Source organism: Microbispora sp. ATCC PTA-5024 (assembly GCF_000511135.2).
GTDB classification, from domain to species: Bacteria; Actinomycetota; Actinomycetes; order Streptosporangiales; family Streptosporangiaceae; genus Microbispora; species Microbispora corallina.
In genome coordinates, this window is sequence record NZ_KI866523.1 from 763,512 (window position 1) to 776,195 (window position 12,684).

The window sequence follows — 12,684 nt, forward strand, 5'->3', positions numbered from 1 at the left end:
CGGCACCGTCCGCCCGGCCGGGCCGCGCCGTCCACCGCCGCGACCGGTGGCCGGGCGGCCCGCCCTCGGGGCCCCGTGACCTGCGTCGTAGCGTGGGCTTAGGTCCGGGGCCCGCGACGGCAGGGCCCGGACCCGGGGGACGCGGGGAGGGCCGACATGGGGGAGACCGGCTTTTCGAACGGCTCGCGCTATCTGCCGATCGCCGACCACGGGCTGATCGGCGACCTGCGGACCGTCGCGCTCGTGGGCGCCGACGGCACGATCGACTGGTACTGCTGCCCGCGCTTCGACTCCCCCAGCGTGTTCGGCTCGATCCTCGACGCCGGCCGCGGCGGGTCGTTCGCGCTCGCGCCCTGCGTCCCGGCCAAGACCAAACAGTTCTACTTCCCCGACACCAACGTGCTGATCACGCGGTTCTCCGCGCCCGACGGCGTGGGGGAGGTCCAGGACTTCATGCCGGTGCGGGAGGAGCGGTGCGAGATCGACCGACACCGGCTGATCCGGCGGGTGATCTGCGTGCGGGGCTCGCTGGAGTTCCGCGCCCGGATGGCTCCCCGCTTCGGGTACGGCACCGAGGCCCACCAGGTGACCCGTCACGGCGGCCACGCGCTGTTCCGGGCGCCGTCGCTCGCGCTCTCGCTGACGACGACGGCCCCCTTCGAGATCGACGGGCCGGACGTGGTGTCGGAGTTCAAGCTCCACGAGGGCGAGACCGCTGTCTTCGCCCTCGACCGCCTCGACGAGCACGTCGACATGCGGGGATGCCCGCTGGAGGAGGCGGAGCAGCAGTTCCGGGCCACCGTCGGATTCTGGCGGCGGTGGATCGCCGGGTCCCGCTACCGGGGGCGCTGGCGCGAGATGGTCCAGCGGTCGGCGCTGACGCTGAAGCTGCTCACCTACGAGCCGACGGGCGGCATTGTCGCCGCCCCGACGACGAGCCTCCCCGAACAGCTGGGCGGCCCGCGCAACTGGGACTACCGGTACGTGTGGATCCGCGACGCCGCCTTCTGCGTGTACGCCCTGCTCCGGCTCGGCTTCACCGAGGAGGCCGAGGCGTTCATGGACTTCCTGTCCGAGCACGTCGGCATGGACGGCGCCGACCCGACCGGCCCGCTGCAGATCATGTACGGCATCGACGGCCGCCGCGACCTGCCGGAGTACGAGCTGACCCACCTGGAGGGGTACGACGGGTCCGCGCCCGTGCGCGTGGGCAACGCCGCCGTCGGCCAGCTCCAGCTCGACATCTACGGCGCCCTGATCGACTCCATCTACCTGTACGACAAGTGGGGGCGCCCGATCTCCAGCGACCGCTGGGAGGAGGTGTGCACGCTCGTCGACTGGGTGTGCGACCACTGGGACCAGCCCGACGAGGGCATCTGGGAGACCCGCGGCGGCCGGAAGAACTTCGTCTACTCCCGCCTGATGTGCTGGGTGGCGATCGAACGGGCCATGCGGATGGCGATCCACCGGGGGCTGCCCTCGAACCTGCCCCACTGGCGTGAGGCGAGGGACGCCCTCTACCGGCAGATCATGCGGCGCGGCTGGTCGCCCTCGCTTCGGGCGTTCGTCCAGCAGCTCGACGGCGACCTGCTCGACGCCTCGGTCCTGATGATGCCGCTGGCCAAGTTCGTCTCGCCGACCGACCCGAAGTGGCTGTCGACGCTCGACGCGCTCGGGAGCGGACTGGTCTCCGACTCGCTCGTCTACCGCTACGACACCCGTCTCAGCCCGGACGGCCTGGCGGGCCAGGAGGGCACGTTCTCCATCTGCTCGTTCTGGTACGTCGAGGCGCTGACGAGGGCCGGACGGCTGGACGAGGCCCGGCTCGCGTTCGAGAAGATGCTGACCTACGCCAACCACCTCGGCCTGTACGCCGAGGAGATCGGCCACACGGGGGAGCAGCTCGGCAACTTCCCCCAGGCGTTCACCCACCTGTCGCTGATCAGCGCGGCCTTCTGCCTCGACCACGCCCTGGGATGACCAGCTCACATTCCCTTGCGTTCATATAACTCGCTGGGTATGTTCGGGATCGTGTCATCGACCTTCGACGTGCTCGCCGAGCCGACCCGGCGGCGGATCCTCGATCTGCTGCTGGAGCGCCCCCGGATGGTCGGCGAGCTCACCGAACGCCTGGGCCTGACCCAGCCCGGCACGTCCAAGCACCTCCGGGTGCTGCGCGACGCCGGCCTGGTCCGGGTCCGCCACGACGCCCAGCGCAGGTGGTACGAGCTGCGCCCCGAGCCGCTCGCCGAGATCGACGCGTGGCTCACGCCGTACCGGCGGCTGTGGGCCGGCAGCCTCGACGCCCTGGAACGCCGCCTGGACGCCATGCCCGACGAACCCCCGTACGAGGAGGACGACCAGTGAACGAGACCCTGACGACCGAGGGCGGCCGGACCGTCCTGCGCATGGAGCGCACGCTCGCCCATCCCGTGGAGAAGGTGTGGCGCGCCGTCACCCGGCCCGCCGAACTGGCGCACTGGTACCCGTTCCCGGTCGCCGAGCTGGACCTCCAGGTCGGCGGGAAGATCCGGTTCACCAACCAGGACGGCACCACGGCGGACGGCGTCGTGACGGAGGCCGACCGGCCGCGGGTCTTCGCCTTCCGGCAGGACGCCCCCGCCGGCATGCGCTACGAGGGCGAGACGGAGATCCGCATCGAGCTGCGCCCGGAGGAGGGCGGCTGCCTGCTCGTCTTCACCCAGGTCTTCCACGACCGCCCGGCGGCCGCCAGCTACGCGTCCGGGTGGCAGGTGTGCCTCGACGCGCTGGAGGCGACCCTCGACGACCGGCCCGTCCGCCTGCCGGAGGACAACTTCCCCCACCTCCACGAGTCGTACGTGGCGGCATTCGGCCTCGCCGAGGGGACGGCCGAGCGCGACGGGGACGGCTGGCGGGTGCGGTTCGAGCGCCAGCTCACCCGGCCGGTCGAGGAGGTCTGGCGCCGCCTCGGCGGCCCGTCCGCGCGGGTGGGTGCGCCCGCCCCCGGCCCGTACGGGACGATCAGCGGGGTGGAGGACCGGGCCCTGCTGGAGGCGGAGGACGGGAGGGTCCGCTGGGAGCTGTCGCAGGGGACCGGCCACGGCGCCCGGCTGACCGTCACCGAGACCGGGCTGGCCGATCCCGCCCCCGCGCTCGCCGCCTGGCGGGACCGCATCGAGGCCCTCGCCCGCGACCTGCTGCCGTAGCGCTCAGGCGGGTTGGCCGAGGATGTCGAGCAGGCGGCGCAGGTACGGCGGCACGTTGCGCAGCCGGACGGAGGGGCCGCCGAGAGGGCCGGGGGCGAGCAGCGCCCGCAGACCGGCGAGGTCGACGAAGCGCAGGCCGCCGGTGTCGACGACGACCGGGCCGGAGCCGCCGCGCACGTGCGCGAGGGCCGTGCCCACGGCGTCGCTGTTGGACACGTCGAGCTCGCCGTTCAGCAGCAGGGACGAGTCGGCCGTCGACCAGACGACGCGCAGATGTGGGTCGGTGTAGAGGACGTCTCCCTCACCGAACTCGCCGGGCCCCGCCTGGGGACCTCCGAGCGAGGTCACCCCAGGCCCGGGCGTGGCTGGTGGCCGGTGGAAGCGCCGGAGCCCACGGACGGGAAGGCGATCCCGGTGCAGGACGTGGTGATTATCACGAGTCCTACCTTCCTGCTGTCCAGGACGAAGGGATGTTTCGAGCGTCGTCGTCCGGTAGTACAGGTGTCAATGGTTTGCCCAGGTAATATTCACCAAAGATCAAAAGTCTGTGGGGATAAGTCGGTATAAGGCCCCTGAACAGGGCGTCAATTGCTCCGGGCGGTTTTCTTGCGGCCGACGCCGCCGAGCACCCACATCTTGTCCGACGGCGGCCGGAGGCTTCCCGGGTCCGGGCGCCAGTCCATGACCTGGACGATGCCCGGCTCGACGATCTCGAGGTCCCCGAAGAGCGGCTCGACCTCGGCGCGGCTGCGCACCTGCGGCCGTCGGGAGCCGGTGACCAGGCGGGCGTCCTGGAACAGCGCGGCGAGCCTCGCCGTCGTCTCCGGGCGGATGTCGGAGACCGCGTGGGAGACGGCCAGGTAGCTCCCGGGGACGATCGCCTCACGCAGGCGGGCTGTGACGGCGGCCACCAGCTCGTCGTCCGAGATGACGTTCAGGACGGAGATGAGGAGCACGGCCACCGGCCGGTCCAGGTCGACCAGCCGGCGCAGGTCCGGGTGGTCGAGGATCGTGTCGGGGTCCCTGAGGTCCCCCCTGATGACGGCGGTGCGCTCGTCGTCCTTCAGCAGCGCCTGGCCGTGGGAGACCACGACCGGGTCGTTGTCGGCGTACACGACCGTGACGTCGGGGGCGCACTCGCGGGCGATCTCGTGGACGCTGCCCTGCGTCGGCAGGCCGCACCCGATGTCGACGAACTGCCGGATCCCGGAGTCCGTCAGGAAGCGGACCACCCGGCCGAGGAACCTGCGCCCCTCACGGCACATCATCGGCAACTCGGGCGCGATGGCGATGGCCCGCTCGGCGGCCTCCCGATCGGCGGCGAAGTTGTTCTTGCCGCCCAGCCAGTAGTCGTAGACCCGGGCCTCGTTGGCGACGGCCGGATCGAAGCCGGCAGGCTCGACGCTCGTGAAACCCGGCATGCTCCTCCATTCGGCCCGGATGCCGATGGTAACGGCAGCGGAACCGGTGAAGGCGGCCGTACCGGCATTCCCGCGCCGCGCCACCGGAGCGTCAAGGGTGGCGAGCGCGTCGTGGGCGGCAGGCGGACGGGGGCTCAGCGGCAGGCTTCGATCCTGGCCCTGCCGTCACAGAAACCGGCCCATACGGCCTTTCCGGTGGGACGCAGCGCGGTCCACCCCCACATGCGGCTCACGCCGGCGACGACCTGGAGGCCGCGGCCGGTCTCGGCCACGTAGTCGGGCTCACGGAGGACCGGCGGGTCGCTGCTCGGATCGGTGACCATGCACAGCAGCGAACGGCACGAGCGGAACATGAGCAGCCGGACCGGCGCCGAATGGATCGCGGGATGCCGCAGCCCGTGGCGGACGGCGTTCGTCACCAGTTCGCAGACCGCGAGCGCGGCGTCGTCGGCCACCTCCGGCATCGTCCAGGCCCGCAACACCCCGGTGGTGAACCGCCGCGCGCTGCGGGCGGGTAACGTCTCGCGCTGGAAGTCCTGGACCGCGACCTGCAGCACGACGGGCCGGTCGTCCTCCGGCGCCCAGGGCCACCGCATCCCGTCCGGAAAGACCTGAGTGAGGGTGCTGAGCCAGGGTTCCCAGCCCTCGCTATCGGCTTCGGCGAGGGAAGCGCGGTCTGTCCGATAACCAGTCATTGAGAGCCCTATGAGGTTGCTGTCGGCCATGTGGCGTGATGACTCAGTTAGTCATAGTGCTCCCGATGGTGCCGCTGTGCAAGTACGGATGCACGTGCAACTGCACGAAAGTCGTATCCTGGCCGGGAAAAAGCGGAAACGAGGGCACATATGACCGCTGTATACAACGGAATGCCGGCCTCACAGCTGGGCGACGTGTGCTGGCGCAAGAGCCGGCACAGCAACCCGAACGGCAACTGCGTCGAACTGGCCCGGCTTCCCGACGGCAGAGTGGCCCTGCGGAACTCCCGGCACCCGTCCGGTCCGGTGCTGGTCTACCACCCGGGTGAGGTGGCGGAGTTCCTGAAGTCGGCGAAAGAGGGGGAGTTCGACGACTTGATACTTGAGCATTCACAGACCTTGCGTCGTTGATCCTGCGGAGTATCGTGAACGTGGCGTAAACATCGGTGCACCCAGAAGGACCCCATATGACTGCGGCCTCCACGGAGGGTGCGCCTCACCCCCGCAATCTCACGGCACTGCCGGACCGCAGCCCTACCGTCCTGCGCATTCTGCTCGGCACCCAGCTCCGCCGCCTTCGTGAGGGCCGGCACATCAAGCTGGAGGAGGCCGGGCGGGCCATCCGCGCCTCTCATTCGAAGATCAGCCGGATGGAGCTGGGCCGGGTCGGCTTCCGCCTCCGCGATGTCAGCGACCTCCTCACGCTCTACGGCGTGACCGACGAGACCGAGCGCGAGTCCATGCTCTCGCTCGTCGCCCGGGCGAACGCCCCCGGCTGGTGGCACAATTACGACGACGTCCTCCCGTCCTGGTTCGAGGCGTACGTGGGCCTCGAGCAGGCGGCTACCTCGATCAGGAACTACGAGGTGCAGTTCGTCCCCGGGCTGCTGCAGACCGAGGACTACGCCAAGGCCGTCGTGCGGCTCGGCCACCCCACCGCCGGCGAGGAGGAGATCGCCCGCCGCGTGCGGCTGCGCATGGACCGCCAGGCCGTCCTCACCCGGCCCGACCCGCCCCACCTGTGGGCGGTCATCGACGAGGCCGTGATCCGCCGTCCGCTCGGCGGACCCGACGTCATGCGCGCCCAGATGGAACGCCTGCTCGACCTCGTGACACTGCCGAATGTCACGCTCCAGATCGTGCCGTTCAGCGTCGGAGGCCACGCCGCGGCCGGCGGGCCGTACAGCATCCTGCGCTTCGCCGAGCTCGACGTGCCGGACGTGGTCTACCTGGAGCAGCTCACCAGCGCCATCTACCTGGACAAACGTGAGGAGACCGACCGCTACCTCGCCGTCATGGAGCGGCTGTGCCTGGAGGCCAACCCTGTGGCGGACACGAAGCGGATGCTCCAGCGGGTCATGACGGAGCTCTGACCTGTGCGCTAACGTCCCCATCAGCCTGGCTGCCGCACGCCCGCGCCCGCCGGAACAAGCTGTGGCCGAAAATACGTGTCAGGTGCGTATAGGCGGTAAATGGAGTAGTGCCAGTGTGCTGGGAAGCGGGAGGCGGTGAGGACCTTGACGGGCAGCCTGCTCAGCCTGGAGTTCGACCGGAGTTCGGTCACCCGGGTGCGGCATCTCGTCACGGTGTCCGCGCAGGAGGCCGGGCTGGAGGGTGTGGCCCTGGAGGATTTCGTGCTCGCCGTGCACGAGGCGGTGACCAACGCCGTCCGGTACGGGACACCCCCGAGGGGGATCGCCATGTGGCGGGAGCCGGGGGTGCTCATCTGCGAGATCACGGACCAGGGGCCGGGGATTCCGGCGGAGGCCCTCGACAGGGACGAGCCGGCCACCCGGTTCGACTTCGGGGGCCGGGGGTTGTGGCTGATGAACCGCTTGGCCGATCTGACGGTCCGTACGGGCTCCGACGGCACCGCCGTCCGCCTCTGCGCCTCCCTCGCCTGATCCGGACGCCCCTCGGGTGACACGCGTCCCCGTGACCTCCCTGGGCGGGTCGCGGGTGCTCCGATCGCTTCCGCTGTCAGCGGAGCCGGAGACCGCCGTCCGAAACTCCACCTCCGCCCCCGCCCCCCGTCCCGGTCCGCGAGGGTTAACTCCCACGCGAGCTGGGCATTTCTGATCTCACCCACCCGCCGTACGGAACGTGTCGCACACCCGGCGGGCACGCCGCTTTCCATGATTCGGTCCACCGGAATTCGGAGCAATCCGGGCTGGGCGCCGAAGCCTTGCTAGGCTGCAGGGAACTGAAGAACCGGGCGTTGTCTCACCCGGCAGGTGAGACCGTTGAGAAGTGGGGTCACACCGTGAAGAAGCTGCTTGTTCTCGCCCTGGTCGCCCTCGGTGGGCTCCTGGTCTGGCGTAAGGTCCAGGCCGACCGCGCCGAGCTGGACCTGTGGACCGAGGCCACCGGTAGCGAGAACTGACCACACGGAATGGTGCGTGATCGTGGCAAAGGAACGGGAGTGACGCCCGTGAAGCTGGCCTGTCTCGACCTGGCCGGCACCACGATCAGCGACATCGACATGGTCGAGCGGGCGTTCGCCGAGGCGATCGCCACGCAGGGCATCGTTCCCGGGACCAGTGCCTATGCCCGTGCGATGGTGCATGTGCACAGGTCCCGGGGATGCCCGAAGATCGAGGTCTTCCGGGGCATCTTCCCGGGCAACGAGGCGCAGGCGCAGGCGGCCAACCTGACGTTCGAGCGCTCCTTCGAGGGCGCCATCGAGCGCACCGGGCTCGTCCCGGCGCCCGGCGCCGTCGAGGCTCTGGAGAAGCTGCGCGACGCGGGTGTGAGGATCGCCCTCGTCACCGGGTTCAGCCGCTCCACCCTCGGACGTGTGCTGGGCTCCCTCCCCTGGGCCGACAAGTTCGACCTCGCCCTCTGCCCGGAGGACGCGGGCCGCGGCCGGCCCTACCCCGACATGGTCCTGACGGCCGTTCTGCGGTCCGGCGTCGAGGACGTGCGGCACGTGGCCGTCGCGGGCGACTCCGAGAGCGACATGCTCTGCGGCCGCCGCGCCGGCGCCTCCGTCGTCGCCGGCGTCCTGACCGGCGTGCACAGCCGCGAGCGCCTCCTCGGGGGCGGCGCCACGCACATCCTCGACTCCATCGCCGACCTCCCCGCCCTCCTCCTCGGCGCCGAGGCGCCCGCCTCCGAGGCCCGGGCCTCCGCGCGCTGACCCGCGTATCGAGTGGCGCGCCGGCGCGCGCTGTTGCTACGGTGTACGCGACCGACAGCATGACGATCTGCGTGTTTGCGCAGGTACGGCTGACTCGGGGCCTTAGCTCAGCTGGCAGAGCGCCTGCTTTGCAAGCAGGAAGTCAGGGGTTCGAATCCCCTAGGCTCCACCCATTCAAAAGCCCAGGCCAGGGGCCGTGTTCCTCGCCTGGGCTTTGATCGTTAATCGGCCTTGGCGCTCTTGCATGTCCGTTGCGCTCTTGAGTTGTCCTCGTGCGAGGCCGTCGAACTGCTTGGCTACCTGGTGCCGCCACTCGTCGGTCGCATGCTGATAGATGATCGCGGCGGGCGTGCTGGGTTCTTCGCTTTTCCCTTCGACCGTGACTAGTCGCTCACGGGGGCCCTGTGGTGCACTCACCCGAGTCCCGCTTGACGTGCCTTGATCACCGCGTCGACGCGTCCTGTGACCTGGAGCTTGCGGAAGATGACGGACACGTAGTTGCGGACGGTCTTGTGCGACAGATGCACGCGTTCGGCGATCGACGCGTTGGTGTAGCCGGCGGCGAGCAACCGGAGTATCTCGCGTTCTCGCTCGCTGAGGTCCGGGAACGGGTGCGGCGTGACCTGGGCCGGTGGTGTGGTGAGCTGGTGGAGCGCTGCGGCGGCGACTTCGGAGCCGATGATGATCTCGCCCTTGGCGACTGCCCTGATTGCGCGCAGGGCGTCGTCTCCGCCGGCGCCCTTGACGAGATAGCCGCGTGCGCCGGCCTTCAGGGCGGCCAGGACGGAGTCGCGGTCGTCGAACATGGTCAGGACGAGTACGGCGACGCCGGGGGCGAGGGCCATGATGCGGCTTGTCGCGCTTACGCCGTCCAGGTCCGGCATGGTCAGATCCATCAGTACGACGTCGGGCCTCGAGGCTGTGGCCAACTCGACGGCCTGGATCCCGGTCACGGCTTCGCCGACGAGTTCCAGGTCGGGTTGGCTGGCGATGAGCGCGTTGAGACCCGCGCGGTAAATGGGGTGGTCGTCGGCGATGAGCACGCGCAGGGGGTTCATGTGGTCTCCGGAAGCGGGAGGGTGGCCGTGAGCCGGGTCCCGGCACCGGGCTCGCTGTGGATGACAAATCGGCCGCCGAGCTCGTCGGCCCGTTCACGCATGGAGACCAGCCCGATCCCGGGTATGTGGTCAGGTGAGAGGCCGCCGCCGTCGTCGGAAACCTCGACATGTAGCGATCCCCGGTTCACTGCCAAGGTCACCGCGCACAGGCTGGCACCGGCATGGCGGGCAACATTGGTAACCGCTTCGGTGGCGATGCGGTACGCAGCGACTTCCACTGCCGCAGGCAGTTTCGGGAGCGGCTCGGGGGCGACAACGGTGACTCTCATCGCTGTGTGCGAGTAGCGGGCGACGTGTTCTTCCAGCGCGGCCACGAGTCCGCGGTCGTCTAGCACCGGCGGGCGCAGACCGTGCACAATGCGGCGGATGTCGGCGACCGCCTGCTGAGCCTGGGTACGCAGGTCGACCAACAGCGCGTCGGCCTTCGCGACATCGCTGGTCAACACGGCTCGCACCGTGTCAGCGGTCAGGCTCTGGGCCGCCAGCAGTGGCCCCAGCCCGTCATGCAGGTCGCGGCGCAACCTCCGCCGTTCCTCCTCCCTGGCCGTGACCAGCCGTTCCCTGGCGGCCCACAGGTCAGTGGTAAGCCGTACGGCGTGGGCGGCGACGCCGGCCTGACGGGCGAAATCGGCCAGCAGCCGGTGATCCGCCTGCCCCAGCGGCTCCCCCGGCTGGCGTGCCGCGACGGTCAGCTCACCGACCCGCTCCGAGCCGAACATCAGGGGGATCCTGGCCGCGATGTCGCCCGGTTCCCCGGCCTGAGCCCGGGTGGTGGTTCCCGTCGTGCCGGTGACCTCGACCGCGGCGTACGGCACGCGCAGCGCGTCCCGCACCGTGTCGGCGATCGTTCCCAGTAGGTCTTGGGGGGAGACGGTGGCTTCGAGCCGGCGGCCCAACTCGGTCAGCACGGCGTAGGGTTCGTCGCGGCGCCCGTACAGCAGACGGTTGACGGCCCGCTGCACCCGCTCGCGTACGGGATGGAACGCCACCGCGACCACGCCCGCCGCGACAAGTCCCACGCCGCTGCCGCGCATGTCGAGCTGCGCCCCGAGGTATCCGACGACCAGGACGTAGACGGCGATGACCAGGGCGGTCATGGCGCCCCACACGAGAGTCCTGTTGATCAACAGGTCCAGGTCGTAGAGCCGGTGGCGCAGCACCGCGACGCCGATCGCAGTGGCCAGGATTGGCCCGATCGCGGCCTCGATGTAGGCCAGCAGCACCGGGTCGCGGTATCCGCCGACGACGGCGCCACCAAGCTGAACGCCGATCGCGCCCGCCACGATCACCGCGGCACCCAGCATCAGCCAGCGGATCTGGTCACGCTGCCGGCGGTTCGAATTCCGGTAGCGGCTGACCAGCGACCCGACCGCACCCGCCATCGTGCCCATCAACATCACGGTCCCGGCGCCGGCCAGCGTCTCCGCTAGGCCCGCCGCGGCCGGGACGGCGTAGGGATTCGGCACCTCGGGCAGGTCCGGGTTGGCCTTCTGGGACAGGGCGCTGCCCACCGCTGTCAGGGCGACCGCGATCATGCTCAGCCACACCACCGGCCGCCAGCGCCTGCCTGGCAGACGCCCGTCGGGAAATAGCAGCGGCACGCCGACCAGCAGCAGCCCGTACCCGACCGCCCAGGTCCAGTCAGCCAGCCACGCGGCGGGCCGGCCTCCCGGCACCGCGCCCCGATGGGTCACGAGCGCGTACCTCGCGTACTGGGCCATGAAACCCGGGACCGAGGTTGTGAGCGCCACGCCGCAGAACAGCCGGCCGATCCGTAGATCGGGCCGACGAGCCGCGACCAGGAGACCGACGGCCCCGAAGGAGACCGAGCACGCCGTCGTCGCCACGAAGAACTCGCCCAGCGCGGCCCGCACATCGACCCTGTTGAGCGCGGCCAGCACGAGCCCGCCACCGGTCAGAGCCGTCATGACGGCGACCATGCACACGAGCACGACGCGGCCCCCGCGGGTTGGAAAGTCGCCGCCGGCCGGAGCGCGCGACGCCTCCACGGGCTCTGCGTACGCGGTCATGGTCCTCCCAGCGGACGGTGCCGTCATTATCCCCGGCGGCCGACATGGCCGGAACCGCTCACGCTGCCTGCTGTGGACGCAGAGCCACGGCGACCGCCACGCATATCGCCGCGAGAATCACTGCCGCCCCCCGGAAACCGGGCGTACCGCCCTCCGCGACCGGCCCACCGAAGATCCACCCCAACGTGATCGCTGGCAGCATCCACCTGGGCAGCGCCTTCGCGCGCACCCAGGCGACGGACATCGACACCAGCCCTACCAGGGACGCGAGCATGGCCAGCGGATAAAGCGGGCCGCCAGACGAGGCGTCTCCCGTCGCCAGCGTCAGGATTCCGCACGGCAGGAACGCGGCCAGGCCGATCGCGGTGACGACGAACCCCACCGTGCCAAGCCGCCCATCCCGGCCCTGCTGAGCAGAACGCAGCGCGGCGAGAGTTGCGAGCGGAGCCAGAACGAACGGTAGGAGCAGCGCAGTGAAGACGTAGTCGGCGACCGACACCAGCCCCTCCGTACCGCCGCGGGGTCGGGCCGCCACGTCGAAGATCGCCGTGCCGGCGGCCACCACCGCCATCACGACCAAACTGATCCTCGCCCGGCCGAGCGATCGGGGTTCGACGACCGTGGAGACCATGGTCAACACCTCCTGTCGAGCCGGCGACCCGTTGCCACCAGCACAGCAGGAACGGTACGAATCAGCCTGACCCCTGCACATCTGTCTGCGATCACCGAACCTCGGGACACTATGTCCCTGAGCTGATCCTGAGGGGAGGGGGCGAGTCGCCGCCCAACGGGGCCTGGCACCAGGAAGCCGCTTCCACGATTCCTCGTGCTCCGTCGTGGCGTCCTTTTAGGGGGCCGGATCAGGGACGGGCCGCGCAAGGTACGCCGCTGCAGGTCGTAACGGTGATCGTCGTGCCATTAGCGTGCCATTAAGGGCGGTCAGCAGGGGGCAGTCACGGTCACTCGGGGACTGCCGCTCGCGCAGGTCACAGCCGTATCCCCTGCAGATCAGGCCGATTTGCAAGCAGGAAGTCAGGGGTTCGAATCCCCTAGGCTCCACCCACTCAAAAGCCCAGGCCAGGGGTAGTTTTCC

General features: G+C 70.1%; 14 protein-coding genes and 1 tRNA gene. 9 read left to right on the forward strand and 6 right to left on the reverse strand.

Features of this window, described 5'->3' with window-relative positions:
- The first annotated feature begins 156 nt into the window (after positions 1-156).
- From MPTA5024_RS16055 to MPTA5024_RS16065, 3 genes are read left to right on the forward strand one after another with little or no spacing between them, the layout of a single operon-like run.
- On the forward strand, positions 157-1,980 hold the full coding sequence (locus tag MPTA5024_RS16055) for a glycoside hydrolase family 15 protein (protein WP_036324824.1): 1,824 nt from the start codon (positions 157-159) through the stop codon (positions 1,978-1,980).
- Positions 1,981-2,031: 51 nt separating this feature from the next.
- Positions 2,032-2,367, forward strand: a complete 336-nt coding sequence (locus MPTA5024_RS16060) for an ArsR/SmtB family transcription factor (RefSeq protein ID WP_036326393.1) — start codon at positions 2,032-2,034, stop codon at positions 2,365-2,367.
- Entirely contained in the window at positions 2,364-3,188 is an 825-nt protein-coding gene (locus MPTA5024_RS16065) for an SRPBCC family protein (protein WP_036324826.1), read from the forward strand. Before MPTA5024_RS16060 ends, MPTA5024_RS16065 begins: the two co-directional genes overlap by 4 nt.
- Before the next feature lie 3 nt (positions 3,189-3,191).
- Here the strand turns inward: MPTA5024_RS16065 and MPTA5024_RS16070 are convergent, their stop codons facing one another.
- The 3 genes from MPTA5024_RS16070 to MPTA5024_RS16080 all read right to left on the reverse strand — a co-directional run bounded on the left by MPTA5024_RS16070 (position 3,192) and on the right by MPTA5024_RS16080 (position 5,334).
- The gene (locus MPTA5024_RS16070; protein WP_036324828.1) at positions 3,192-3,536 is read right to left on the reverse strand and encodes an STAS domain-containing protein; all 345 of its coding nucleotides are present in this window, start codon (positions 3,534-3,536) and stop codon (positions 3,192-3,194) included.
- Positions 3,537-3,772: 236 nt separating this feature from the next.
- Entirely contained in the window at positions 3,773-4,609 is an 837-nt protein-coding gene (locus MPTA5024_RS16075; RefSeq protein ID WP_036324829.1) for an SAM-dependent methyltransferase, read from the reverse strand.
- A 134-nt stretch (positions 4,610-4,743) separates the two neighbouring features.
- Entirely contained in the window at positions 4,744-5,334 is a 591-nt protein-coding gene (locus MPTA5024_RS16080; RefSeq protein WP_084369732.1) for an ATP-binding protein, read from the reverse strand.
- A 120-nt stretch (positions 5,335-5,454) separates the two neighbouring features.
- Between MPTA5024_RS16080 and MPTA5024_RS16085 the strand changes: the two genes are divergently transcribed.
- The 6 genes from MPTA5024_RS16085 (at position 5,455) to MPTA5024_RS16105 (ending at position 8,612) form a co-directional block, all read left to right on the forward strand.
- A complete protein-coding gene (locus MPTA5024_RS16085; protein ID WP_036324830.1) occupies positions 5,455-5,715 on the forward strand; it encodes a DUF397 domain-containing protein in 261 nt (86 codons plus the stop codon).
- Positions 5,716-5,771: 56 nt separating this feature from the next.
- Entirely contained in the window at positions 5,772-6,677 is a 906-nt protein-coding gene (locus tag MPTA5024_RS16090; RefSeq protein WP_036324832.1) for a helix-turn-helix domain-containing protein, read from the forward strand.
- Positions 6,678-6,812: 135 nt separating this feature from the next.
- A complete protein-coding gene (locus MPTA5024_RS16095; protein WP_036324834.1) occupies positions 6,813-7,208 on the forward strand; it encodes an ATP-binding protein in 396 nt (131 codons plus the stop codon).
- Between the two features lie 359 nt (positions 7,209-7,567).
- Positions 7,568-7,687, forward strand: a complete 120-nt coding sequence (locus tag MPTA5024_RS43520) for a DLW-39 family protein (RefSeq protein ID WP_211264163.1) — start codon at positions 7,568-7,570, stop codon at positions 7,685-7,687.
- 39 nt (positions 7,688-7,726) lie between these two features.
- Positions 7,727-8,443, forward strand: coding sequence for an HAD-IA family hydrolase (locus tag MPTA5024_RS16100; RefSeq protein WP_036324835.1), 717 nt, complete (start codon positions 7,727-7,729; stop codon positions 8,441-8,443).
- A 96-nt stretch (positions 8,444-8,539) separates the two neighbouring features.
- Positions 8,540-8,612, forward strand: a tRNA-Ala gene (locus MPTA5024_RS16105).
- Positions 8,613-8,856: 244 nt separating this feature from the next.
- On the opposite strand, the gene MPTA5024_RS16110 is transcribed toward MPTA5024_RS16105, so the two are convergent.
- From MPTA5024_RS16110 to MPTA5024_RS16120, 3 genes are all read right to left on the reverse strand, one after another.
- Positions 8,857-9,501: a response regulator gene (locus tag MPTA5024_RS16110; RefSeq protein WP_036324836.1), complete on the reverse strand. Its 645-nt coding sequence runs from the start codon at positions 9,499-9,501 to the stop codon at positions 8,857-8,859.
- Entirely contained in the window at positions 9,498-11,489 is a 1,992-nt protein-coding gene (locus tag MPTA5024_RS16115) for a sensor histidine kinase (protein WP_198167181.1), read from the reverse strand. The genes MPTA5024_RS16110 and MPTA5024_RS16115 overlap by 4 nt, the downstream gene beginning before the upstream one ends.
- Positions 11,490-11,649: 160 nt before the next feature.
- Positions 11,650-12,222 (reverse strand): hypothetical protein, encoded by a 573-nt coding sequence (locus MPTA5024_RS16120; protein WP_157099496.1) that lies wholly within the window; start codon positions 12,220-12,222, stop codon positions 11,650-11,652.
- Between the last annotated feature and the right edge of the window lie 462 nt (positions 12,223-12,684).

Coding starts and splice junctions, on each gene's coding strand:
- MPTA5024_RS16080 (WP_084369732.1), bottom strand. CDS start 5,334: ATGGCCGACAGCAACCTCATAGGGCTCTCAATGACTGGTTATCGGACA.
- MPTA5024_RS16055 (WP_036324824.1), top strand. CDS start 157: ATGGGGGAGACCGGCTTTTCGAACGGCTCGCGCTATCTGCCGATCGCC.
- MPTA5024_RS16110 (WP_036324836.1), bottom strand. CDS start 9,501: ATGAACCCCCTGCGCGTGCTCATCGCCGACGACCACCCCATTTACCGC.
- MPTA5024_RS16090 (WP_036324832.1), top strand. CDS start 5,772: ATGACTGCGGCCTCCACGGAGGGTGCGCCTCACCCCCGCAATCTCACG.
- MPTA5024_RS16085 (WP_036324830.1), top strand. CDS start 5,455: ATGACCGCTGTATACAACGGAATGCCGGCCTCACAGCTGGGCGACGTG.
- MPTA5024_RS16075 (WP_036324829.1), bottom strand. CDS start 4,609: ATGCCGGGTTTCACGAGCGTCGAGCCTGCCGGCTTCGATCCGGCCGTC.
- MPTA5024_RS16115 (WP_198167181.1), bottom strand. CDS start 11,489: ATGACGGCTCTGACCGGTGGCGGGCTCGTGCTGGCCGCGCTCAACAGG.
- MPTA5024_RS16120 (WP_157099496.1), bottom strand. CDS start 12,222: ATGGTCTCCACGGTCGTCGAACCCCGATCGCTCGGCCGGGCGAGGATC.